Genomic DNA, 22689 nt, shown 5'->3' with positions numbered 1-22689 from the left:
GGCCCGCGACGGCGCCGCGCAGCGCCTCCGGGTCGGACAGGCCGGCCCGGACCACCTGCAGCCGCTCCCCGGTGACGGTGAGCCGGGCCGGGTCCCGGACGACGGCCGTCACCTCGTGCCCCGCGTCCAGGGCCTGCCGGACGATCTCGCCGCCCACACCGCCGGTGGCGCCGAACACGGTCAGCCTCATGCGCTCACCGGCTCGGTCAGCCACTTGTCCACGCCCGCCAGCAGACGCTCCTTCGTCTCAGGGGGCGCCGCCGACCCGCGTACCGACTGCCGGGCCAGTTCGGCGAGTTCGGCGTCGGTGAAGGCGTGGTGATGGCGGGCGATCTCGTACTGGGCGGCCAGCCGGGAGCCGAAGAGGAGGGGGTCGTCGGCGCCGAGGGCCAGCGGGACGCCGCTCTCGAACAGAGTGCGCAGGGGGACGTCCTCGGGCTTCTCGTAGACGCCGAGAGCCACGTTGGAGGCCGGGCAGACCTCGCAGGTGATGCCCCGGTCCGCGAGCCGCTTCAGCAGGCGCGGGTCCTCTGCGGCGCGCACCCCGTGCCCGATCCGGGTGGCGTGCAGGTCGTCCAGGCAGTCGCGCACCGAGGCCGGGCCGGTCAGCTCACCGCCGTGCGGCGCCGACAGCAGACCGCCCTCGCGGGCGATGTGGAAGGCCCGGTCGAAGTCGCGCGCCATGCCGCGCCGCTCGTCGTTGGAGAGGCCGAAGCCGACGACGCCCCGGTCCGCGTACCGCACCGCGAGACGGGCCAGCGTGCGGGCGTCCAGCGGGTGCTTCATCCGGTTCGCGGCCACCAGCACCCGCATCCCGAGCCCGGTGTCGCGGGAGGCGCTGTCCACCGCGTCCAGGATGATCTCCAGCGCCGGGATCAGTCCGCCCAGCCGGGGGGCGTACGAGGTCGGGTCCACCTGGATCTCCAGCCAGCCCGAGCCGTCCCGGACATCCTCCTCGGCGGCCTCCCGGACCAGCCGCTGGATGTCCTCGGGCTCACGCACGCACGAGCGCGCCGCGTCGTACAGCCGCTGGAAGCGGAACCAGCCGCGCTCGTCGGTGGCCCGCAGTTTCGGCGGCTCGCCGCTGGTCAGGGCATCGATCAGGGTCTCGGGCAGCCGGACGCCGTATTTGTCGGCCAGCTCCAGGACGGTGCCGGGGCGCATCGAGCCGGTGAAGTGCAGATGCAGATGGGCCTTGGGAAGCTCCGAGAGATCACGTACACGCTCCATCCAGAGATCCTGCCGCACCGGGAGGCCACACCGGTAGCCGGTTCCCCTTTAGTGGTCTTGCTCGCACACAGAAGCGGGGCGCGGCCTGCTCACCGTGAACAGGCCGCGCCCCGCCGAAAAGGACCTCAGTCCCGCGCCTCCGCCAGCAGCTTCTGCATCCGGCTGACACCCTCGATCAGGTCCTCGTCACCCAGCGCGTACGACAGCCGCAGGTACCCCGGCGTGCCGAACGCCTCACCGGGGACGACCGCGACCTCGGCCTCCTCCAGGATCAGCGCGGCCAGCTCGACCGTGGTCGCGGGGCGCTTGCCCCGGATCTCCTTGCCCAGGAGGTCCTTCACCGACGGGTAGACGTAGAAGGCACCCTCCGGCTCCGGGCACAGCACGCCGTCGATCTCGTTCAGCATCCGCACGATGGTCCGGCGGCGCCGGTCGAACGCCTCGCGCATCTCCGCCACGGCCTTCAGGTCGCCGGAGACGGCGGCCAGCGCGGCGGCCTGCGCGACGTTGGAGACGTTGGAGGTGGCGTGCGACTGGAGGTTGGTCGCGGCCTTGACCACGTCCTTCGGACCGATGACCCAGCCCACCCGCCAGCCGGTCATGGCGTACGTCTTGGCGACACCGTTGACCACGATGCACTTGTCCCGCAGCTCGGGCAGGATCGCGGGCAGCGAGGTGAAGGTGGCGTCGCCGTAGACCAGGTGCTCGTAGATCTCGTCGGTCAGCACCCACAGGCCGTGCTCGACGGCCCAGCGGCCGATGGCCTCCGCCTCGGCCTCGCTGTAGACCGCGCCGGTCGGGTTGGACGGCGAGACGAAGAGGACGACCTTCGTCTTCTCCGTGCGGGCGGCCTCCAGCTGTTCGACGGTGACGCGGTAGCCGGTCGTCTCGTCCGCCACGACCTCCACCGGGACACCGCCCGCGAGCCGGATCGACTCCGGGTAGGTGGTCCAGTACGGCGCCGGGACGATGACCTCGTCGCCCGGGTCGAGGATCGCGGCGAACGCCTCGTAGATGGCCTGCTTGCCGCCGTTGGTCACCAGGATCTGCGAGGCGTCGACCTCGTAGCCGGAGTCCCGCAGGGTCTTCGCGGCGATGGCCGCCTTCAGCTCGGGCAGGCCGCCGGCCGGGGTGTAGCGGTGGAACTTCGGGTTCCGGCAGGCCTCTACGGCCGCCTCGACGATGTAGTCCGGGGTCGGGAAGTCGGGTTCACCGGCGCCGAAGCCGATCACCGGACGCCCGGCGGCCTTGAGGGCCTTGGCCTTGGCGTCCACGGCGAGGGTGGCGGACTCGGAGATCGCGCCGACTCGGGCGGAGACCCGGCGCTCGGTGGGAGGGGTTGCAGCGCTCATACGCCCATCGTTCCAGACCGGAAACACGGCGGGCACACGGGTTTCACAGACTGAACAGCACCGGGCGGCCGGCGGAACAAGGGTCCGAATCCGGGCCGCCGCCTGGACGATCTTCCACTCCGGGCGCCCGGCCGGGCACTTTCTGTTCGACGCGGGGGCGTGGAGCACGTACACTCTCACCTCGTTGGCCTCCAGCAGCCACCGCGTGACCGCTCCACACTGGGCGGTCGGGCGGATGCGGTAGGTTGGGGGACACCAAAGGGTCGTAGCTCAATTGGTAGAGCACCGGTCTCCAAAACCGGCGGTTGGGGGTTCAAGTCCCTCCGGCCCTGCTACACACACCGCCAGGATGTGTGCGCATGTACGTACAGCAATGCACCGCCGTGCGGCTCTGAATTCACCGGGCGCGGCACGGCCACGATTCCGGGATCAGGTGAGGACGCATGACGGACGCCGTGGGCTCCATCGACACGCCTGATGCCCAGGACGAGCTGTCGGATGCCAAGAAGCCCCGCAAGGGCGGCAAGCGTGCCAAGAAGGGCCCGCTGAAGCGTCTTGCCACCTTCTACCGCCAGATCATCGCGGAACTCCGCAAGGTCGTCTGGCCGACCCGCAATCAGCTGACGTCGTACACGACCGTCGTGATCGTCTTCGTCGTCATCATGATTGGCTTGGTCACCGTGATTGACTATGGCCTCAACCACGCGGCCAAGTACGTCTTCGGCTGAGCCAAGAGCGAAGGGCGCCGTGGTACCGGCGCCTTTTTTCGCATGTTCCACCCCTATGTATCCAGGAAGAAGCAGCCATCGTGTCTGACCCGAACCTGAACGACGCCACCGAGCCTCGCCGAGAAACCGCCGAGGCGGTGGACGCCGAGCTCGACACCGTCGAGGGCGCGGACGAGCAGGACGAGTTCGAGGCTGCCGAGGCCGCTGCGGGCGAGCCCGCCGAAGCGGTCACCGAGGTCGAAGAGGACGTCGTCGAGACCGACGAGGCGGGCGAGGCCGGCGAAGCCGTCGAGGCCCAGGACGCCGCCGAGGTCGTCGAGGAGGAGCCGGCCGCGCCGGTCGACCCCGTCGCCGCGCTCCGCGAGGAGCTGCGCACGCTGCCCGGCGAGTGGTACGTCATCCACACCTACGCGGGTTACGAGAACCGTGTGAAGACGAACCTGGAGCAGCGCGCCGTCTCGCTGAACGTCGAGGACTACATCTTCCAGGCCGAGGTGCCGCAGGAAGAGGTCGTCCAGATCAAGAACGGCGACCGCAAGACGATCAAGCAGAACAAGCTGCCGGGTTACGTCCTGGTCCGCATGGACCTGACGAACGAGTCCTGGGGCGTCGTCCGCAACACCCCCGGCGTCACCGGCTTCGTCGGCAACGCCTACGACCCCTACCCGCTGACCCTGGACGAGATCGTCAAGATGCTCGCCCCGGAGGCCGAGGAGAAGGCCGCCCGCGAGGCCGCCGAGGCCGAGGGCAAGCCCGCCCCGCAGCGCAAGGTCGAGGTCCAGGTGCTGGACTTCGAGGTCGGCGACTCGGTCACCGTCACCGACGGCCCCTTCGCCACCCTCCAGGCCACGATCAACGAGATCAACGCCGACTCGAAGAAGGTCAAGGGCCTCGTCGAGATCTTCGGCCGCGAGACCCCGGTCGAGCTGAGCTTCGACCAGATCCAGAAGAACTAGTTTTTCTGGTCACACGCTTCCGTGCAGGTCAGACGGGCTCTCGCAGCCGGTCTGACCTGCACGGTTTTTAGCCGCACATCTATACCCGCTATCGTTGTGCGGTATGCCTGCGTCCGGGTTGGTCCCCTTACGCGGGCAGGACCCGAATCGAAAGGACCCGGAGAGCTATGCCTCCCAAGAAGAAGAAGGTCACGGGGCTCATCAAGCTCCAGATCAACGCCGGTGCGGCGAACCCGGCCCCGCCGGTCGGCCCCGCGCTCGGTCAGCACGGCGTCAACATCATGGAGTTCTGCAAGGCCTACAACGCCGCGACCGAGTCGCAGCGTGGCTGGGTCATCCCGGTGGAGATCACGGTCTACGAGGACCGTTCCTTCACCTTCGTGACCAAGACTCCGCCGGCCGCGAAGATGATCCTCAAGGCCGCTGGTGTCGAGAAGGGCTCCGGCGAGCCGCACAAGACCAAGGTCGCGAAGATCACCGACGCGCAGGTCCGCGAGATCGCCACCACGAAGATGCCCGACCTCAACGCCAATGACCTGGACGCCGCCGCGAAGATCATCGCCGGTACCGCGCGCTCCATGGGCATCACGGTCGAGGGCTGAGCCCCACCTTCGTAGTTCCCCGCGGCTGCCGAACGGGCGGTCGCACGTGGCAGGGCCTGCTCGGCCCGTACACCACGACTCCTTTTTCAGAACACACAGGAGCAAGTTGTGAGCAAGCGCAGCAAGGCTCTCCGCGCTGCGGACGCCAAGGTCGACCGGGAGAAGCTGTACGCCCCGCTCGAGGCCGTCCGTCTCGCCAAGGAGACCTCCACGACCAAGTTCGACGGCACCGTCGAGGTCGCCTTCCGCCTGGGTGTCGACCCGCGCAAGGCCGACCAGATGGTCCGTGGCACCGTGAACCTCCCGCACGGCACTGGTAAGACCGCTCGGGTCCTGGTCTTCGCGACCGGTGACCGTGCCGAGGCCGCGCGTGCCGCCGGCGCCGACATCGTCGGTGCCGACGAGCTGATCGACGAGGTGGCGAAGGGCCGTCTGGACTTCGACGCCGTCGTCGCCACCCCGGACCTCATGGGCAAGGTCGGCCGCCTCGGCCGCGTCCTCGGCCCGCGTGGTCTGATGCCGAACCCGAAGACCGGCACCGTGACCCCGGACGTGGCCAAGGCCGTGACCGAGATCAAGGGCGGCAAGATCGAGTTCCGCGTCGACAAGCACTCGAACCTGCACTTCATCATCGGCAAGACGTCGTTCGACGACGACAAGCTGGTGGAGAACTACGGCGCCGCGCTGGAGGAGATCCTCCGTCTGAAGCCGTCCGCCGCCAAGGGTCGCTACATCAAGAAGGCCGCCATCAGCACCACGATGGGCCCCGGCATCCTGGTGGACCAGAACCGCACCCGCAACCTCCTCGTCGAGGAGGACCCGGCCGCCGTCTGAGCCTTCGCTCACCGGTAGCCGCGTCTGCGACGCGTGAGGCAGGCCGAGGACCCCGCACCCCCTCCGGGTGCGGGGTCCTCCCCTTTTCCGCCTCCCCTCCCGGCCGGGAGCACCCTGGGTTACGGTGCCGACAGGCGCGTACAGAGGTGGGGGACCGGATGAGGAGCACGAACGTCCGCCGGGCGGGGTTCGCGGCGATGGCGCTGGCCCTGTCCACCCCGGCCGCGTGCGGCGACGCCCACGACGCCGGCCAGGCCCGCTCGATGGCCGCCCTGCGCTCCGCCGAGCACTCCACCGACCGCGCCGAGTCGGTCCGGGTGCGCTCCACGCTCAGCTACGGCAAGACCCTCTCCCTGTCCTCGGACGGCGCCCTGCGCTGGCACGACGGGGTCACCGGCCACCTCACCATCCGTTACACCGGCGGTGCCCTGGCTGCCGCGATGCGCAGGGCCGGCACCCCGTCCCTCAGGGCCCGCTACCTCCCGGACGCCTACTACGCGCGCATGAGCGACGCCTTCGCCAAGCGGGCCGGCGGCAGGCACTGGATCAAGTACGGGTACGCCGATCTGGCGCGCGGCGGCGACGGCTTCGGGATGTATCTGAAGGACCAGATGCGCAACACCACCCCCAACCAGTCGGTGAAGATGCTGCTGGCCTCCGGGGACGTGCGCCGGGTCGGCACCGAGCGGGTCCGGGGCGCCCTGGCGACGCACTACCGGGGCCGGGTCCGGGTGGCCGACCTGGCGGGCCGGGACAGCGGGCTCAGCGCGCGCGAGCTGGCCGGGCTGAAGCGGCAGCTCGACCAGGCCGGGGTCCGCACGGAAACCGTCGACCTGTGGATCGACCACCGGAACCTGCTGGTCAAGAAGGTGGAGCGGGCCGACACCGCCCAGGGCAGCCTGGTCAGCACCGCCTACTACCGGGACTACGGCGTCCGTATCGCCGCCGAGGCGCCTCCCGCCTCCGACACCCGTGACTTCACGGAGCTGGCCCGCTCCAAGGGGGCCGCCGAAAGCCGCTGAGCACCGGATTTGCCCGTCGGTGCCCGAGTCACGTACTCTCCTCGAGAAGCCAAAGACCGCTGGTCGTTACCGCACGCTCACCTGAGGGTGTGGTGGCCGAAGGACCTACTGCAAAGTGGGCGACCCGCGCAGGTGTCAGTGGAAGAACTCCCGGAGCAGACGCGCTCACGCGTAGGCGCCCGGTCGAGTCCGCCCCGAGCGCCTGCGCCGGGGCGTTTCGTTTTCCCAGTCTCCTCCTTCGGGTCCGCGCGGTCAGAATCACCCGGAAGGAGGCCGAGGCTCTATGGCGAGGCCCGACAAGGCTGCCGCAGTGTCCGAGTTGACGGAAGCGTTCCGCAACTCCACCGCTGCCGTGCTTACCGAGTACCGCGGTCTCACCGTGGCGCAGGTCAAGACCCTGCGCCGGTCGCTCGGTGAGAACGCCAAGTACGCCGTGGTGAAGAACACGCTGACCAAGATTGCGGCCAACGAGGCCGGGATCACCACGCTGGACGACCTGTTCAACGGTCCGACGGCTGTCGCCTTCGTCACCGGTGACCCGGTGGAGTCGGCGAAGGGTCTCCGTGACTTCGCCAAGGACAACCCGAATCTCGTCATCAAGGGCGGTGTCCTTGACGGCAAGGCGCTGTCCGCCGACGAGATCAAGAAGCTTGCGGACCTCGAGTCCCGCGAGGTTCTGCTCAGCAAGCTGGCCGGTGCCTTCAAGGGCAAGCAGTCCCAGGCTGCTCAGCTCTTCCAGGCGCTGCCCTCGAAGCTCGTCCGCACCGTGGACGCGCTCCGTGCCAAGCAGGCCGAGCAGGGCGGTGCCGAGTAATTCGGCTCGCTTTCTGACCCTTGCCGCATGAGGCGGCCGGGGTCGCAGCGGGCCGACGTACGCCCGCCACATCCAGTACATACGGCACCCGCCGATCGAGTGGAAGGACCGCCATCATGGCGAAGCTCACCCAGGACGAGCTGCTTGCCCAGTTCGAGGAGATGACCCTCATCGAGCTCTCCGAGTTCGTGAAGGCCTTCGAGGAGAAGTTCGACGTCACCGCCGCCGCCGCGGTCGCCGTGGCCGGCCCGGCCGCCACCGGCGCCCCGGCCGAGGCTGCCGAGGAGCAGGACGAGTTCGACGTCGTCCTCACCGGCGCCGGCGACAAGAAGATCCAGGTCATCAAGGTCGTGCGCGAGCTGACCTCCCTGGGTCTGAAGGAGGCCAAGGACCTCGTCGACGGCGCTCCGAAGCCGGTCCTCGAGAAGGTCACCAAGGAGGCCGCGGAGAAGGCTGCCGAGTCCCTCAAGGGCGCCGGCGCCTCCGTCGAGGTCAAGTAACACCTCACGGGGTTCCGCGAACCTCACCCGCGTGACCGCGGCCTGAAGAGGCTGTAACGCGAACGCACCGAAGAGCGATCATCCATCCGGGTGGTCGCTCTTCGGCGTATCCGCGGGGGGACCACGGTTGCCTTGCACTCGTCGTGGCGAGGGGTATGGTGATCTTCGTTGTGTCTCCGGAAGGCCCCATTCCGGCTGGGGGGCCTTGACGAACCGCACGCAGCGCGCAATTCTCAGGACGCGTCGTCACAACGATCCGAATCCGAGGCATGGATCGACGGCGAAGAGGGCAGGATCATCCTGCGTCGAGGGCAACGGGCCGAGGGCGTCGAACACGAGGGCGTTGAGAAAAACGAGGGTCTCCGAAACCGGGACTGGACATCAGTGTGCCAAGTGGCTACACTGACCCTTTGCGCTGCCTGTTAGCTGTCCCCTGCCCGTCACCAGGGGTCTGCCCTCACTCGAGCACCGACGCCGAACTTCCCTGACCTGGGGTTTCCCGTCGTGAGCCTGAGAGAGGGACCGGTACGCGCGTAGTGAGTCCGAGCCCTCGGAAGGACCCCCTCTTGGCCGCCTCGCGCACTGCCTCGACCGCGAATACGAACAACGGCGCCAGCACCGCCCCGCTGCGCATCTCCTTTGCAAAGATCAAGGAGCCCCTCGAGGTTCCGAACCTTCTTGCGCTCCAGACCGAGAGCTTCGACTGGCTGCTCGGCAACGACGCCTGGAAGGCTCGCGTCGAGAAGGCTCTCGAGAACGGTCAGGACGTTCCCACCAAGTCCGGTCTGGAGGAGATCTTCGAGGAGATCTCCCCGATCGAGGACTTCTCCGGGTCGATGTCGCTGACGTTCCGCGACCACCGCTTCGAGCCGCCGAAGAACTCCATCGACGAGTGCAAGGACCGCGACTTCACGTACGCCGCGCCGCTCTTCGTCACCGCCGAGTTCACCAACAACGAGACCGGCGAGATCAAGTCCCAGACCGTCTTCATGGGTGACTTCCCGCTCATGACGAACAAGGGCACCTTCGTCATCAACGGCACCGAGCGTGTCGTGGTGTCGCAGCTCGTCCGCTCGCCGGGTGTCTACTTCGACTCCTCCATCGACAAGACGTCCGACAAGGACATCTTCTCCGCCAAGATCATCCCGTCCCGGGGTGCCTGGCTGGAGATGGAGATCGACAAGCGCGACATGGTCGGTGTCCGCATCGACCGCAAGCGCAAGCAGTCGGTCACCGTTCTGCTCAAGGCGCTCGGCTGGACGACCGAGCAGATCCTCGAGGAGTTCGGCGAGTACGAGTCCATGCGCGCCACCCTGGAGAAGGACCACACCCAGGGCCAGGACGACGCGCTGCTCGACATCTACCGCAAGCTGCGTCCGGGCGAGCCCCCCACCCGTGAGGCCGCGCAGACGCTGCTCGAGAACCTCTACTTCAACCCCAAGCGCTACGACCTCGCCAAGGTCGGCCGCTACAAGGTGAACAAGAAGCTCGGTGCCGACGCCCCGCTCAGCGCGGGTGTGCTCACCACCGAGGACGTCATCTCGACGATCAAGTACCTGGTCAAGCTGCACGCCGGTGAGACCGAGACGGTCGGCGACAGCGGTCAGTCGATCGTCGTCGAGACCGACGACATCGACCACTTCGGCAACCGCCGCCTCCGCAGCGTCGGTGAGCTGATCCAGAACCAGGTCCGTACGGGTCTCGCCCGTATGGAGCGGGTCGTGCGCGAGCGCATGACCACCCAGGACGTCGAGGCGATCACGCCGCAGACCCTGATCAACATCCGGCCGGTCGTCGCCTCCATCAAGGAGTTCTTCGGCACCAGCCAGCTGTCGCAGTTCATGGACCAGAACAACCCGCTGTCGGGTCTCACCCACAAGCGCCGTCTGTCGGCGCTCGGTCCGGGTGGTCTCTCCCGTGAGCGGGCCGGCTTCGAGGTCCGTGACGTGCACCCCTCGCACTACGGCCGCATGTGCCCGATCGAGACGCCCGAAGGCCCGAACATCGGTCTGATCGGCTCGCTCGCCTCCTACGGCCGGGTCAACGCGTTCGGTTTCGTCGAGACCCCGTACCGCAAGGTCGTCGAAGGCCAGGTCACCGACGAGGTGGACTACCTGACCGCCGACGAGGAGGACCGCTTCGTCATCGCGCAGGCCAACGCCACGCTCAATGACGACATGCGGTTCGAGGAGGCCCGCGTCCTGGTCCGCCGTCGTGGCGGAGAGGTCGACTACGTCCCCGGTGACGACGTCGACTACATGGACGTGTCGCCGCGCCAGATGGTGTCCGTCGCCACCGCGATGATCCCGTTCCTCGAGCACGACGACGCCAACCGTGCCCTCATGGGCGCGAACATGATGCGCCAGGCCGTGCCGCTCATCAAGAGCGAGGCCCCGCTCGTCGGCACCGGCATGGAGTACCGCTCCGCCGTCGACGCCGGCGACGTGGTCAAGGCCGAGAAGGCGGGTGTGGTCCAGGAGGTCTCCGCGGACTACGTCACCACCGCCAACGACGACGGCACGTACATCACGTACCGCCTGCACAAGTTCTCGCGCTCCAACCAGGGCACGTCGGTCAACCAGAAGGTCATCGTCAACGAGGGTGACCGGATCATCGAGGGCCAGGTCCTGGCCGACGGTCCGGCCACCGAGAACGGCGAGATGGCCCTGGGCAAGAACCTGCTCGTGGCGTTCATGCCGTGGGAGGGTCACAACTACGAGGACGCGATCATCCTGTCGCAGCGCCTCGTGCAGGACGACGTCCTCTCCTCGATCCACATCGAGGAGCACGAGGTCGACGCCCGTGACACCAAGCTCGGCCCCGAGGAGATCACCCGGGACATCCCGAACGTCTCCGAGGAGGTCCTGGCCGACCTCGACGAGCGCGGCATCATCCGCATCGGCGCCGAGGTCACCGCGGGCGACATCCTCGTCGGCAAGGTCACGCCCAAGGGTGAGACCGAGCTGACGCCGGAGGAGCGTCTGCTCCGCGCGATCTTCGGTGAGAAGGCCCGTGAGGTCCGCGACACCTCCCTGAAGGTGCCGCACGGCGAGACCGGCAAGATCATCGGTGTCCGCGTCTTCGACCGCGAAGAGGGCGACGAGCTGCCGCCGGGCGTGAACCAGCTGGTCCGCGTCTACGTCGCGCAGAAGCGCAAGATCACCGACGGTGACAAGCTCGCCGGCCGCCACGGCAACAAGGGTGTCATCTCCAAGATCCTGCCGATCGAGGACATGCCGTTCCTGGAGGACGGCACCCCGGTCGACATCATCCTCAACCCGCTGGGTGTCCCGTCCCGAATGAACCCGGGACAGGTCCTGGAGATCCACCTCGGCTGGCTCGCCAGCCGCGGCTGGGACGTCTCCGGGCTCGGCGAGGACTGGGCGCAGCGCCTTCAGGTCATCGGCGCCGACCAGGTCGACCCCGGCACCAACGTCGCCACCCCGGTGTTCGACGGCGCGCGCGAGGACGAGCTGGCGGGTCTGCTGCAGCACACCATCCCGAACCGCGACGGCGAGCGGATGGTGCAGCCGACCGGCAAGGCGAGGCTGTTCGACGGCCGCTCCGGTGAGCCGTTCCCGGACCCGATCTCCATCGGGTACATGTACATCCTCAAGCTGCACCACCTGGTCGACGACAAGCTGCACGCCCGCTCGACCGGTCCGTACTCGATGATCACCCAGCAGCCGCTGGGTGGTAAGGCCCAGTTCGGTGGCCAGCGCTTCGGTGAGATGGAGGTGTGGGCGCTGGAGGCTTACGGCGCCGCCTACGCCCTCCAGGAGCTGCTGACCATCAAGTCCGACGACGTGACCGGCCGCGTGAAGGTCTACGAGGCCATCGTCAAGGGCGAGAACATCCCCGAGCCCGGCATCCCCGAGTCCTTCAAGGTGCTCATCAAGGAGATGCAGTCGCTCTGCCTCAACGTGGAGGTGCTGTCCAGCGACGGCATGTCCATCGAGATGCGTGACACCGACGAGGACGTCTTCCGCGCTGCGGAGGAGCTCGGCATCGACCTGTCCCGGCGCGAGCCGAGCAGCGTCGAAGAGGTCTGACGGGAGTCCGGCGGGGTCCTCTCTCCGAGGACCCCGCCGACCCCCAGGCCCCCGTTTCAGACCACAGACTTACGACACTGAGAGGGATTGACGCATAGTGCTCGACGTCAACTTCTTCGACGAGCTCCGGATCGGCCTGGCCACCGCGGACGACATCCGCCAGTGGAGCCACGGCGAGGTCAAGAAGCCCGAGACCATCAACTACCGCACCCTCAAGCCCGAGAAGGACGGACTCTTCTGCGAGAAGATCTTCGGTCCGACCCGGGACTGGGAGTGCTACTGCGGCAAGTACAAGCGTGTCCGCTTCAAGGGCATCATCTGTGAGCGCTGTGGCGTCGAGGTCACGCGCGCCAAGGTGCGGCGTGAGCGGATGGGCCACATCGAGCTCGCCGCTCCCGTCACCCACATCTGGTACTTCAAGGGCGTTCCGTCGCGGCTGGGCTACCTGCTCGACCTCGCCCCGAAGGACCTCGAGAAGGTCATCTACTTCGCCGCGTACATGATCACGTACGTCGACGAGGAGCGCCGTCAGCGCGACCTGCCGTCGCTGGAGGCCCACGTCTCCGTCGAGCGTCAGCAGATCGAGAACCGCCGCGACTCCGACCTGGAGGCCCGCGCCAAGAAGCTCGAGACCGACCTGGCCGAGCTGGAGGCCGAGGGCGCCAAGGCGGACGTGCGCCGCAAGGTGCGCGAGGGTGCCGAGCGCGAGATGAAGCAGCTCCGTGACCGCGCGCAGCGCGAGATCGACCGCCTCGACGAGGTGTGGAACCGCTTCAAGAACCTCAAGGTCCAGGACCTCGAGGGCGACGAGCTGCTCTACCGCGAGCTGCGTGACCGCTTCGGCACGTACTTCGACGGTTCGATGGGTGCCGCGGCGCTGCAGAAGCGCCTGGAGTCCTTCGACCTGGAGGAGGAGGCCGAGCGCCTCCGCGAGATCATCCGTACCGGCAAGGGCCAGAAGAAGACCCGTGCGCTCAAGCGTCTCAAGGTCGTCTCCGCGTTCCTGCAGACCTCCAACAGCCCCAAGGGCATGGTCCTGGACTGCGTCCCGGTCATCCCGCCGGACCTGCGTCCGATGGTGCAGCTGGACGGTGGCCGCTTCGCGACCTCCGACCTGAACGACCTGTACCGCCGTGTCATCAACCGCAACAACCGCCTGAAGCGGCTTCTCGACCTCGGCGGCCGGATAGTCCGTGGTCAGGGGCATCTCGCTGAAGGGGCCGCTGTCGGTGGGGAGGTAGCCGTGCTGGCCGATGATCGTCAGCCGGTCGCCCTCCACGGCGAACACCGCGAGCCCGTCCGGGGTGAAGCCCGGCATGGACAGCGTGGCCGCGACCCGCAGCACCTCCGCCGTCGACCGCGCCTCGGCCAGCGCCCGGCCCGCGTCCAGCAGGAACGCCTCGCGGGAGCGCCGCCAGTCCCCGGTGATCGCGCTGCGCGCCGAGGACGTGCCCGGCGCCGGCTCGATGACCTCCTGAAGGGTGCCGACCAGCTCGTACGCCCGCCGTTCCCGGTCGTAGGCCGGCTTGGACCGGCTGCGCACGACCCGGACGGTACGGCCCTCCGCGTCCACCACCCGGATGCGCACCTCGGCGAGCGTGCCGCGGGCCACGGCGAGCGGGATGACGCCGGTGATCTCGTGCCAGTCGGAGGGGTGCATCCGGGCACGGGCCTGGTTCTCGGTGAGGGTGGTGGGGCGGGCCGGCAGGCCCAGCAGCCGCGCCGCCTCCGCGTCCACGGTGACCATTTCCGTGGCCGTGTCCCACTGCCAGAGCCCCGTGGCGAGGGAGACGAGGACATCCCCCAGGGACGGCAGTGGCTCACCTGTGCGCATTGCCCCACTTTAAGAAGGTCGTCCCCACTACTGCCACCCTGGTTCGGCCAGTGGTAATGGTGGGGAGGCGATCATGGGGTGCCCGGTACGCTTGATGGGTCCGGGCCCCGTGCCCGTTCTGGCCGGGGAGAGCACAGCCCGGCGAAGAACCCCCAACGAAGGACGATGAACGACGATGCATCGGTACAGGTCCCACACCTGCGGCCAGCTCCGCGCCTCCGACGTCGGTACCGACGTCCGGCTGAGTGGCTGGCTGCACAATCGGCGCGACCTGGGCGGCATCCTCTTCATCGATCTGCGTGACCACTACGGCATCACGCAGCTCGTGGCCCGCCCCGGTACCCCCGCGTACGAGGCGCTGGACTCCATCACCAAGGAGTCCACGGTCCGCGTCGACGGCCGCGTTGTTTCACGTGGAACCGAGAACGTGAACCCCGAGCTGCCCACCGGCGAGATCGAGGTCGAGGTCGCGGAGGTCGAGCTGCTGGGCGCCGCCGCCCCGCTGCCCTTCACGATCAACGCCGAGGACGGGGTCAACGAGGAGCGGCGCCTGGAGTACCGCTTCCTGGACCTGCGCCGCGAGCGCATGCACCGCAACATCATGCTGCGCACGGCGGTCATCTCCGCCATGCGTCAGAAGATGTCCGCGATGGGCTTCAACGAGATGGCCACGCCGATCCTCTCCGCCACCTCCCCCGAGGGCGCCCGCGACTACGTCGTGCCCTCGCGCGTCCACGCGGGCCGGTTCTACGCCCTGCCCCAGGCGCCGCAGCAGTTCAAGCAGCTCCTGATGATCTCCGGCTTCGACCGGTACTTCCAGATCGCGCCCTGCTTCCGTGACGAGGACGCGCGTGCCGACCGCTCGCCGGGTGAGTTCTACCAGCTCGACGTCGAGATGAGCTTCGTCGAGCAGGAGGACGTCTTCCAGCCGATCGAGAAGCTCATGACCGAGCTGTTCGAGGAGTTCGGCGGCGGCCGCCACGTCACCTCGCCCTTCCCGCGCATCCCGTTCCGCGAGGCGATGCTCAAGTACGGCTCCGACAAGCCGGACCTGCGCGCCAAGCTGGAGCTCGTGGACATCACCGACGTCTTCGAGGGCTCGGCGTTCAAGGCGTTCGCCGGCAAGCACGTGCGGGCCCTGCCGGTGCCGGACGTCGCGGGCCAGAGCCGCAAGTTCTTCGACGGCCTCGGCGAGTTCGCCGTCTCGCAGGGCGCTCAGGGCCTGGCCTGGGTGCGCGTCGGCGAGGACGGCTCGCTGACCGGCCCGATCGCCAAGTTCCTCACCGAGGACAATGTCGCCGAGCTGACCAAGCGCCTGTCGCTGGCCCCCGGCCACGCGGTGTTCTTCGGCGCGGGCGAGTTCGACGAGGTCTCCAAGATCATGGGCGCGGTGCGCGTCGAGGCGGCCAAGCGCGCGGACCAGTTCGAGGACGGCGTCTTCCGTTTCTGCTGGATCGTCGACTTCCCGATGTACGAGCGGGACGAGGAGACGGGGAAGATCGACTTCTCCCACAACCCGTTCTCCATGCCGCAGGGCGGCCTGGAGGCCCTGGAGACCCAGGACCCGCTGGACATCCTGGGCTGGCAGTACGACATCGTCTGCAACGGTGTGGAGCTCTCCTCCGGCGCCATCCGGAACCATGAGCCGGACATCATGCTCAAGGCGTTCGAGATCGCGGGCTACGACCGGGACACGGTCGAGGACAAGTTCGCCGGCATGCTCCGCGCATTCCGCTTCGGCGCCCCGCCGCACGGTGGCATCGCCCCCGGTGTGGACCGCATCGTCATGCTCCTCGCCGACGAGCCGAACATCCGCGAGACCATCGCCTTCCCGCTCAACGGCAACGCCCAGGACCTCATGATGGGCGCCCCGACCGAGCTGGACGAGTCCCGCCTGCGCGAGCTGCACCTGAGCATCAGGAAGCCGCAGCCGAAGTAGTAAGCGGTGCGTGTGAGACGGCCCGGCCCCTCTGGGGAGCCGGGCCGTCTCTATTCCTCGTCCTCGTCCGGAGAGGTGCCGTCCTCCAGCAGCCGTTCCGCGATGTCGTCGGACCAGTGCTGGGCCCAGGTGCGCAGGGGGCCGACCTCTTCACGGGGAAGGCCGTAACGGAGGAACTCGAAGTCGGCGTAGAAGTCGGTGCCGGTGAGGCGGGACTGGAGGGTGGGGAGGTCGAAGGCGTCGTAGGCGTGCCTGCGGCCCAACTGCTCCAGCTCGGGCAGCGAGTAGTGCTCGGCGGCGGCGCGGGCGTCGATCAGGTCCACGGCGGCTCCCCGGTCGTACAGCGCCCGGACCTTCGTACCGACGGCGTCCGCGAGCGAGAGGGCGGGTCCGTACGGGGTCAGCTCGGGCGGCTGCCAGAAGGCTTCCTTGTGCAGCGCGAGGTCGACGTCCTCCCCGCTCCGCGGATCACCGACGACGAGCTGGCCGGTGAGCACCCCGACGGCCCCGACCCGCACGCCCCGCCCCCGAGCCTCGAGCGCGGCCGCGAGCCCGCGGACGACCCCCTCCATCGCCTCGCCGCCCTCGGTGGCGAAGTCGAGATTCCCGTGCCCCCGGCCCACCACCCCGTGCGCCTCCAGCGCATACCCCCCGGCCAGCACCAGCCCGTACGGGCTCCCCGCACTGACGACGTCGGCCAAGAGGCGCTCATGGGATTCGATGATGGTCACGGCACCCGTACTCTGCCAGACCCGACCCAGGTCAGACCGACTCCGGTGCCTCCGGGGTGTCGGTGAGGAGATCCTCGGCCCGTTCGACAGTCCCGGCACGGTCGAGCCGTTCGCCGACGCGGGCCAGGCCGGTGCAGGGGGTGATCTGCTCGCGGACACGCCGAGGCATGCGACGGCGCCGACCCCGAGGGGCCGGCGCCGTCGTGGGAGGGGTGTCAGGCTTCCGTGCCGCCGAAGCGCTCCTTGTACGTCTCCAGGTCCTCGTCCGTCAGCTTGGCGAACAGGACCGGGGGGACGGTGAAGGGGATGCCGGGGGCGAGTGTCGTCAGGGACTTGGCCTCGGCCTCGGTGATCCAGGCGGCCGTGTCGTCCGGGAGGTCGAAGGCCGCGCGCATCGCCGCAGAGGACGCCGGGATGAAGGGCTCGGAGACCACCGCGTAGAGGTGGATCAGGTTCATCGCGGTGCGCAGGGTGAGGGCCGCCGCGTCCTTGTCGGTCTTGATCTCCAGCCAGGGGGCCTTCTCCTCCAGGTAGGAGTTGCCGGCCGACCACAGGGCGCGCAGGGCGGAGGCCGCCTTGCGGAACTGGAGCGCCTCCATCTGGTTCTCGTACTCCGCGAGCAGCCCGGCGATCTCCTCGCCCAGGCGGGTCTCCGCCTCGCCGGGCTCGCCGCCCGCCGGGACCTCGTCGCCGAAGCGCTTGCGGGAGAAGGACAGGACGCGGTTGACGAAGTTGCCCAGCGTGTCCGCCAGGTCCTTGTTCACCGTGGCGGTGAAGTGCTCCCAGGTGAAGGACGAGTCGTCCGACTCGGGGGCGTTGGCGATCAGGAAGTAGCGCCAGTAGTCCGCGGGCAGGATGTCCAGGGCCTGGTCGGTGAAGACGCCGCGCTTCTGCGAGGTGGAGAACTTGCCGCCGTAGTACGTCAGCCAGTTGAACGCCTTGACGTAGTCGACCTTCTTCCACGGTTCGCGCACGCCCAGCTCGGTCGCCGGGAACATCACCGTGTGGAACGGGACGTTGTCCTTCGCCATGAACTGCGTGTAGCGGACGGTGTCGTCCGCGTCGTACCACCAGGACTTCCAGTCGCGGTTCTCCGCGTCCTGGTCCGCCCACTCCTTGGTCGCGCCGATGTACTCGATCGGGGCGTCGAACCAGACGTAGAAGACCTTGCCCTCGGCGGCCAGCTCCGGCCAGGTGTCGGCCGGGACGGGCACGCCCCAGTCCAGGTCACGGGTGATCGCACGGTCGTGCAGGCCCTCGGTCAGCCACTTGCGGGCGATCGAGGAGGCCAGCTGCGGCCAGTCCTGCTCGTGCCGGGCCACCCACTCCTCGACCTCGTGCTGGAGCTTGGACTGCAGCAGGAAGAGGTGCTTGGTCTCGCGGACCTCCAGGTCCGTGGAGCCGGAGATCGCGCTGCGCGGCTCGATCAGGTCGGTCGGGTCCAGCACCCGGGTGCAGTTCTCGCACTGGTCGCCGCGGGCCTTGTCGTAGCCGCAGTGCGGGCAGGTGCCCTCCACGTAGCGGTCCGGCAGGAAGCGGCCGTCGGCCGGGGAGTAGACCTGGCGGATCGCCCGCTCCTCGATGAAGCCGTTCTCGTTCAGCTTCCGGGCGAAGTGCTGGGTGATGTCGCGGTTCTCGGCGGAGGAGCTGCGGCCGAAGTAGTCGAACGCCAGTGCGAAGCCGTCGTACACCGCCTTCTGCGCGTCGTGCGCCTGGGCGCAGAACTCGTCCACCGGCAGGCCCCGCTCCTTCGCAGCCAGCTCGGCGGGGGTGCCGTGCTCGTCGGTCGCGCAGATGTACAGGACGTCGTGGCCGCGCTGGCGGAGGTACCGGGAGTACACGTCCGCCGGGAGCATGGACCCCACCATGTTGCCCAGGTGCTTGATCCCGTTGATGTACGGAAGGGCGCTGGTGATGAGGTGTCGAGCCATCGGGGGCTGCTCCCAGGTCGCTACGGGTACGAACCTTGAAATCGTAGCCGACGTGTGTATGCCGCCCGCCTCCCGTTTTACGGGGTGGGACGCGGGCGGCATCGGGGTGCTGCGGGGGTTACGGGCGCCAGGCGGCGAGTACGCCCTCGTACAGCTCGGTGTCCGTGAGCTCGCGGGGGGTGGGGCCCGCGTGGAAGAAGGACGTGTTTCCGGTCTTCAGCTTGCGGAGGTAGTCGAACGCCTTGTTGTCCAGCTCACCGAAGGCGACGAACGAGAAGAAGACCTTGGGGTGGGTCTTCGCGGCGTTCGTGAGGGCCTGGGTGGCGGGGGTCTTGGCGTCGGGGGCGCCGTCCGTCTGGAACACGACGAGGACGTCGTCCTCAGGAGCGTTGTGCTTGTCGTGGTGGGCCAGTACGGCTTCCACGGCGGCGTGGTAGCTGGTGCGGCCCATGCGGCCGAGTTCCGCGTGCGTCTCGTCGATCCTGGTGGCGTGGTCCTCGGTGAGGGTGAGGTCGGTGGTGCCGTCGACCTCGGTGGAGAAGAAGACCACGTGGACGGTCGGGTCCTTGTCCAGGTGGGCCGCGAGGGCGAGGGTCTGGTCGGCGAGGGCCTGGGCTGAGCCGTCCTTGTAGTACGGGCGCATGCTCGCGGAGCGGTCCAGTACGAGGTAGAGCTTCGCTGTCGTGCCGGTGAGGCCGGTGGTGGCGAGGGTGGCTGCCGCGGCGGTGTGGGCGGTGGTGAGGGAGGGAGTCTGGGCGAGCGTCTCGGCCCCGGCCGTGTCCCCACCCGCACCACTCGTGCGGGCTGCGTTGTCGCCTGCGGGTGCGGCCTGCGGGGGCGCGGGAGCGTCGGCGGCCTCGGGGGCGGGGGTGGCCTCCGGCTCGGCGTCGGCTTCCGGGGTGGGGGTGGACGCCTTCTCGGCCTTCGCCTCCGGCTCCGGCTCGGCAGTGGCCTTCGCGTCGGCGTCCGGCCCGGCCTTCGCCTCGGCCTCGGCGGTGGCCTTCGCCCTGGGCTTGGCCTTCGGCTTCGGCGCGGGGGTGGTCTCCGGCTTGGCGTCGGCTTCCGGGGTGGTTGTGGACTCCGGGTCGGCCTTGGCCTCGGCCTTGGCGGGAGCCGCCGCCTCCGGCTCGGCCTTGGCCTCCGGCTCGGGGGTGGTCTTCGCGTCGGCCTTCGGCTCGGACTCGGGGGCGGTCTCCGCCTCGGGCTCGGCAGCGGCCTTCGCGTCGGCGTCCGGCTCGGGCTTCGCCTTCGCCGCAGGGGTGGGCTGCGGCTCGGCTTCGGGGTCCGCCTTCGGGGCCGGGGTGGGCTCGGGGTCGGCGTCGGTCTTCGCCGCCGGGGTGGAGGTGCTCTTCGGGGCGGGGGCCGTGTCCTGGTCGGCGTCGGCCTTGGGGGGCACGGCGCCTTCCGGGGCCGGCTCCGCGAAGGTGCCGGTGGGCGGTTCCGTGGACTGCTCCGGGATGGCCGGCTGGTCGTGCTCCGCCTCTGCCTCGGGGAGGGGCTCGGTGCGCTGCTGGGGGACCACTACCTCCGGGTCCGCGTCGATGATGGCCGGCTCCATCAGCAGGGGCTCGATCTCCGGCGCCTTCTCCTCCGGAGTTTCGGCCGTCCCGGCCGGCCCGGCGTCGGGCTCCGGGGTGACCGGGGCATCCGCCGCGGGCGCGGTCTCCGCCTTCGGTGACTCTGCCGGGGCGGGGGCCTCCGGTGCGGCGGCAGCTTCCGCCTCCGCCGACTTCTCCGAGTCCAGCGCCTCGGACACGGGCGTGGTCTCGGCGTTCGGCGCCGCCGTCTCCGGCGCAGCCGTTCGCGCCGACTCCTCCGAGGCAAGGGCCTCCGGCGCGGCCGTCTGCGGTGCGGCGGCAGCTTCCGCCTCCGCCGACTCCACCGCGGCCGGGGTCTCAGGTGCAGCTTCCGCCTTCGTCGACTCCGAGCCTCCCTGGGACGGGACTCTCGGGCTCTCGAACGCCTCTGTTACCAGGTCGTGTTCCTGTCGAGGGGTCGGGAGGTGGTCTGCACTCTCCGCCTCGGCGGGACGCCCTTTGCGTCCTCGGCCGAACGCGTTCCGCAGGAGAGTGAGAATGCCCATGTGCGCACCCCTTCGCGTGAGTTGTCGCCGTAGATCCCTGGCCAGGACGGCCACGTTAGGTTAGCGGCCCGTCAGTGCGGTGTGGCGATGGCTCTCGCGGCCGCCACTTCTTGTCGTACCGGTTCCAGCACGCTGCCCGCCGGGCCGGTCAGGTGGGTGGGGAAGCCGGTGAGGATTTCGGCCTCCCGCACCCCCTCCGCCAATTCACCGAGCTGGCGCACCACTTGGTGGACCTCGGCGGAGGACGGGGGCGGTGCGCCGTGGTGGACGCGGACGCGCGCCGCGGTCGTCGCGTCGACGATCCGCTCCACGGCGACCACCAGTGGCCACCATGCCGCGGCGCGCCGTCCGGTGGGCGGCGGTTCGGTGAGCGCGCGCTGGAATTCCGTCCGGATGGTGGACAGATCGCGGTAGAGACGGCGTCGCATCCGGGTGCGTCGGACGGGGTCCGTCTCGGTGCCGAAGGCCGTCTCGACGTACACCGCCGTGTCCTCGACCGCGTCCGCGAGCCGGTCGCCGACGCGGGTGTGCCAGCTCTCCGGCCAGAGGAGGTACCCCGCGACCAGGGCGATCCCGCAGCCCATCAGGGAGTCCAGCAGGCGGGGCAGCAGCAGGCCGGTGCCCTCGTGGTTGAGGATGTCGGAGAGCAGGAGGATCACCGGGGTGATCGCGGCGGTCTGGAAGCCGTAGCCGCGCGGGGTGAGCGCCGGGACGAGCGGCGCGAGCAGCATCATCACCGGTACGTCCCACCAGCCGATCGGCACCTCCGCCAGAACCGCCGCCGCGATCGCCAGCCCCACCACCGTGCCCAGCGCGCGCAGCAGGGCGCGGGAGAAGACCGAGCCGAAGTCGGGCTTGAGGACGAAGGTGATGGTCAGCGCGACCCAGTACGAGCGCGGGACCGGGACGAGGGAGACGAGGGCCTGCGCGATGCCGATGCAGACGGCGAGACGGAGCCCGTAGCGCCAGGAGCCCGCGGAGAGCACCGCGTTCCGGGCGGCGCGGGCGGCGCGAACGTGGAGGGCGACGGTGCGTTCGTCGATACCGCGCGGGTCCGTCGAGGGGGAGGTGACCACCTCGGCGGTGTGCTTGAGGGCGTGGTCGACGGCGCGCTCGGTCTCGGTGAGGGCGAGGGGGAGCTTGGGCAGGCGCAGATGGGCGGTGTCACCGGTCTCGACGGCGTCGGCCAGTTCCCGTACCGCGCGGGGGACCTCGGGCGGGAGGGGGCGGCCGGTGAGGTGGACGGCGGGGGCGGCCTCGATGACCGGGGTGATGGCGTTCAACTGGGCCAGCAGCCGAGTGAGTTCCTCGCTGCGGCCGTGGTGGCGGGCGCGGTGTCCGAGGATCAGGTCGTACGCCTGGTCCAGCGCGCGGGTGACGTCGAAGCGGGTGCCGATGTAGCGGTCGTCGTCGCCGGTGTCGTCCAGCAGGTCGGCGACCCGGCGGTAGACCTTCGCCACCGCCGCCCGTTCCGGCACCCCGGCCCGCAGGGGCCACGCCAGCAGGGCGAGGGCCAGTACCAGCAGGCCGCCCCCGGTCATCAGCAGCGGTGCCAGCCACCAGGGGTGGGGCAGCGGGAGCCCGGCGCCGACCACGCAGTTGAGCAGGAGCAGCAGCCCCGACACGGAGGCCACCGTGCCGATGGTCGAGATCATCCCGGAGACCAGCGCGACCAGGGTGACCACGACGACGGCGGACCATCCCTGCCCGAACACGAGCTGTCCGAGGATGACCCCGACGGCGCCGGTGAGCTGGGGTACGGCGATGGTGATGACCCGCATCCGGTACGCGTCGGCGGTGTCGCCGATGACCCCGTTCAGCGCCCCCATCGACGCGAGCGCCCCGAGCGCCGGCTGCCCGGCCGCGAACCCGGCCGCCAAGGGCGACGCCATCGCCACGGAGGCCCGCGCCACAGCGGCCCGGTTGACCGGCGCCGGACGCGGCCGAAGGTTCCGGACCAGCCAGTCGGGCGGCGCCAGGCCAATGGGCAACTCTCGGACCATGTGCCCATTATGTCCACTGTGGCCTCCGGCCCCCTCAACCGGCCCGCCAGGCAGAAAGCTTGACGGTACTCACCTCCG

17 protein-coding genes, 1 tRNA gene and 2 pseudogenes are annotated in these 22689 nt (G+C 69.4%); 11 read left to right on the top strand and 9 right to left on the bottom strand.

Features of this window, described 5'->3' with window-relative positions; translation table 11 throughout:
• From GT030_RS21145 to GT030_RS21135, 3 genes are all read right to left on the bottom strand, one after another.
• Positions 1 to 190, bottom strand: a 190-nt coding sequence (locus GT030_RS21145) for an NAD(P)H-binding protein (protein ID WP_161202441.1), incomplete at its 3' end; no start/stop codon positions are given.
• Complete coding sequence (locus GT030_RS21140) at positions 187 to 1230, bottom strand: adenosine deaminase (protein WP_161202440.1); 1044 nt, start codon at positions 1228 to 1230, stop codon at positions 187 to 189. The genes GT030_RS21145 and GT030_RS21140, both read right to left, overlap by 4 nt.
• Positions 1231 to 1355: 125 nt before the next feature.
• The gene (locus tag GT030_RS21135; RefSeq protein WP_086689987.1) at positions 1356 to 2582 is read right to left on the bottom strand and encodes a pyridoxal phosphate-dependent aminotransferase; all 1227 of its coding nucleotides are present in this window, start codon (positions 2580 to 2582) and stop codon (positions 1356 to 1358) included.
• A 259-nt stretch (positions 2583 to 2841) separates the two neighbouring features.
• Here GT030_RS21135 and GT030_RS21130 point away from each other — a divergent pair.
• The 10 genes and pseudogenes from GT030_RS21130 to GT030_RS21085 all read left to right on the top strand — a co-directional run.
• Positions 2842 to 2914, top strand: a tRNA-Trp gene (locus GT030_RS21130).
• Positions 2915 to 3025: 111 nt separating this feature from the next.
• Positions 3026 to 3310, top strand: a complete 285-nt coding sequence (gene secE, locus GT030_RS21125) for a preprotein translocase subunit SecE (protein ID WP_030811625.1) — start codon at positions 3026 to 3028, stop codon at positions 3308 to 3310.
• Positions 3311 to 3390: 80 nt separating this feature from the next.
• Entirely contained in the window at positions 3391 to 4266 is an 876-nt protein-coding gene (gene nusG / locus GT030_RS21120; RefSeq protein ID WP_161202439.1) for a transcription termination/antitermination protein NusG, read from the top strand.
• Positions 4267 to 4433: 167 nt separating this feature from the next.
• Positions 4434 to 4868: a 50S ribosomal protein L11 gene (gene rplK, locus GT030_RS21115; RefSeq protein WP_030811629.1), complete on the top strand. Its 435-nt coding sequence runs from the start codon at positions 4434 to 4436 to the stop codon at positions 4866 to 4868.
• A gap of 108 nt (positions 4869 to 4976) precedes the next feature.
• Complete coding sequence (rplA, locus tag GT030_RS21110; RefSeq protein ID WP_030811632.1) at positions 4977 to 5702, top strand: 50S ribosomal protein L1; 726 nt, start codon at positions 4977 to 4979, stop codon at positions 5700 to 5702.
• A 158-nt stretch (positions 5703 to 5860) separates the two neighbouring features.
• The gene (locus tag GT030_RS21105; RefSeq protein WP_161202438.1) at positions 5861 to 6724 is read left to right on the top strand and encodes a hypothetical protein; all 864 of its coding nucleotides are present in this window, start codon (positions 5861 to 5863) and stop codon (positions 6722 to 6724) included.
• A 283-nt stretch (positions 6725 to 7007) separates the two neighbouring features.
• A complete protein-coding gene (rplJ, locus tag GT030_RS21100; protein WP_086689993.1) occupies positions 7008 to 7538 on the top strand; it encodes a 50S ribosomal protein L10 in 531 nt (176 codons plus the stop codon).
• 116 nt (positions 7539 to 7654) lie between these two features.
• Positions 7655 to 8038, top strand: coding sequence for a 50S ribosomal protein L7/L12 (gene rplL, locus GT030_RS21095; RefSeq protein WP_161202437.1), 384 nt, complete (start codon positions 7655 to 7657; stop codon positions 8036 to 8038).
• 566 nt (positions 8039 to 8604) lie between these two features.
• A complete protein-coding gene (gene rpoB / locus GT030_RS21090; RefSeq protein WP_161202436.1) occupies positions 8605 to 12090 on the top strand; it encodes a DNA-directed RNA polymerase subunit beta in 3486 nt (1161 codons plus the stop codon).
• A gap of 97 nt (positions 12091 to 12187) precedes the next feature.
• Positions 12188 to 13270, top strand: a pseudogene (locus GT030_RS21085) (DNA-directed RNA polymerase subunit beta'); the annotation flags it as partial.
• Here the strand turns inward: GT030_RS21085 and GT030_RS36635 are convergent.
• Positions 13241 to 13924 (bottom strand): annotated as a pseudogene (locus tag GT030_RS36635) (phosphatase); the annotation flags it as partial. The pseudogenes GT030_RS21085 and GT030_RS36635 sit on opposite strands and share 30 nt — an antisense overlap.
• Before the next feature lie 175 nt (positions 13925 to 14099).
• On the opposite strand from GT030_RS36635, the gene aspS reads away from it, so the two are divergent.
• Complete coding sequence (gene aspS / locus GT030_RS21075; RefSeq protein ID WP_161202435.1) at positions 14100 to 15863, top strand: aspartate--tRNA ligase; 1764 nt, start codon at positions 14100 to 14102, stop codon at positions 15861 to 15863.
• Between the two features lie 50 nt (positions 15864 to 15913).
• On the opposite strand, the gene GT030_RS21070 is transcribed toward aspS, so the two are convergent.
• The 5 genes from GT030_RS21070 to GT030_RS21055 all read right to left on the bottom strand — a co-directional run bounded on the left by GT030_RS21070 (position 15914) and on the right by GT030_RS21055 (position 22611).
• Complete coding sequence (locus tag GT030_RS21070) at positions 15914 to 16594, bottom strand: nucleotidyl transferase AbiEii/AbiGii toxin family protein (RefSeq protein WP_161202434.1); 681 nt, start codon at positions 16592 to 16594, stop codon at positions 15914 to 15916.
• Positions 16595 to 16625: 31 nt separating this feature from the next.
• A complete protein-coding gene (locus tag GT030_RS35780) occupies positions 16626 to 16763 on the bottom strand; it encodes a hypothetical protein (RefSeq protein WP_202460373.1) in 138 nt (45 codons plus the stop codon).
• A 46-nt stretch (positions 16764 to 16809) separates the two neighbouring features.
• On the bottom strand, positions 16810 to 18525 hold the full coding sequence (metG, locus tag GT030_RS21065) for a methionine--tRNA ligase (RefSeq protein ID WP_161202433.1): 1716 nt from the start codon (positions 18523 to 18525) through the stop codon (positions 16810 to 16812).
• A 118-nt stretch (positions 18526 to 18643) separates the two neighbouring features.
• On the bottom strand, positions 18644 to 20407 hold the full coding sequence (locus tag GT030_RS21060) for a VWA domain-containing protein (protein ID WP_346009702.1): 1764 nt from the start codon (positions 20405 to 20407) through the stop codon (positions 18644 to 18646).
• 272 nt (positions 20408 to 20679) lie between these two features.
• Positions 20680 to 22611 (bottom strand): FUSC family protein, encoded by a 1932-nt coding sequence (locus tag GT030_RS21055; protein WP_161202431.1) that lies wholly within the window; start codon positions 22609 to 22611, stop codon positions 20680 to 20682.
• Between the last annotated feature and the right edge of the window lie 78 nt (positions 22612 to 22689).

The organism is Streptomyces sp. SID1328 (assembly GCF_009865595.1).
Taxonomy (GTDB): domain Bacteria; phylum Actinomycetota; class Actinomycetes; order Streptomycetales; family Streptomycetaceae; genus Streptomyces; species Streptomyces griseoluteus.
This window is presented reverse-complemented; position numbering and strand designations above follow the sequence as displayed.

Excerpts from the sequence above, each read along its gene's own strand:
- GT030_RS21140 (WP_161202440.1), bottom strand. The coding sequence starts at position 1,230 with ATGGAGCGTGTACGTGATCTCTCGGAGCTTCCCAAGGCCCATCTGCAT.
- GT030_RS21135 (WP_086689987.1), bottom strand. The coding sequence starts at position 2,582 with ATGAGCGCTGCAACCCCTCCCACCGAGCGCCGGGTCTCCGCCCGAGTC.
- secE (WP_030811625.1), top strand. The coding sequence starts at position 3,026 with ATGACGGACGCCGTGGGCTCCATCGACACGCCTGATGCCCAGGACGAG.
- rplK (WP_030811629.1), top strand. The coding sequence starts at position 4,434 with ATGCCTCCCAAGAAGAAGAAGGTCACGGGGCTCATCAAGCTCCAGATC.
- GT030_RS21105 (WP_161202438.1), top strand. The coding sequence starts at position 5,861 with ATGAGGAGCACGAACGTCCGCCGGGCGGGGTTCGCGGCGATGGCGCTG.
- rplJ (WP_086689993.1), top strand. The coding sequence starts at position 7,008 with ATGGCGAGGCCCGACAAGGCTGCCGCAGTGTCCGAGTTGACGGAAGCG.
- rplL (WP_161202437.1), top strand. The coding sequence starts at position 7,655 with ATGGCGAAGCTCACCCAGGACGAGCTGCTTGCCCAGTTCGAGGAGATG.
- aspS (WP_161202435.1), top strand. The coding sequence starts at position 14,100 with ATGCATCGGTACAGGTCCCACACCTGCGGCCAGCTCCGCGCCTCCGAC.
- GT030_RS35780 (WP_202460373.1), bottom strand. The coding sequence starts at position 16,763 with ATGCCTCGGCGTGTCCGCGAGCAGATCACCCCCTGCACCGGCCTGGCC.
- metG (WP_161202433.1), bottom strand. The coding sequence starts at position 18,525 with ATGGCTCGACACCTCATCACCAGCGCCCTTCCGTACATCAACGGGATC.
- GT030_RS21055 (WP_161202431.1), bottom strand. The coding sequence starts at position 22,611 with ATGGTCCGAGAGTTGCCCATTGGCCTGGCGCCGCCCGACTGGCTGGTC.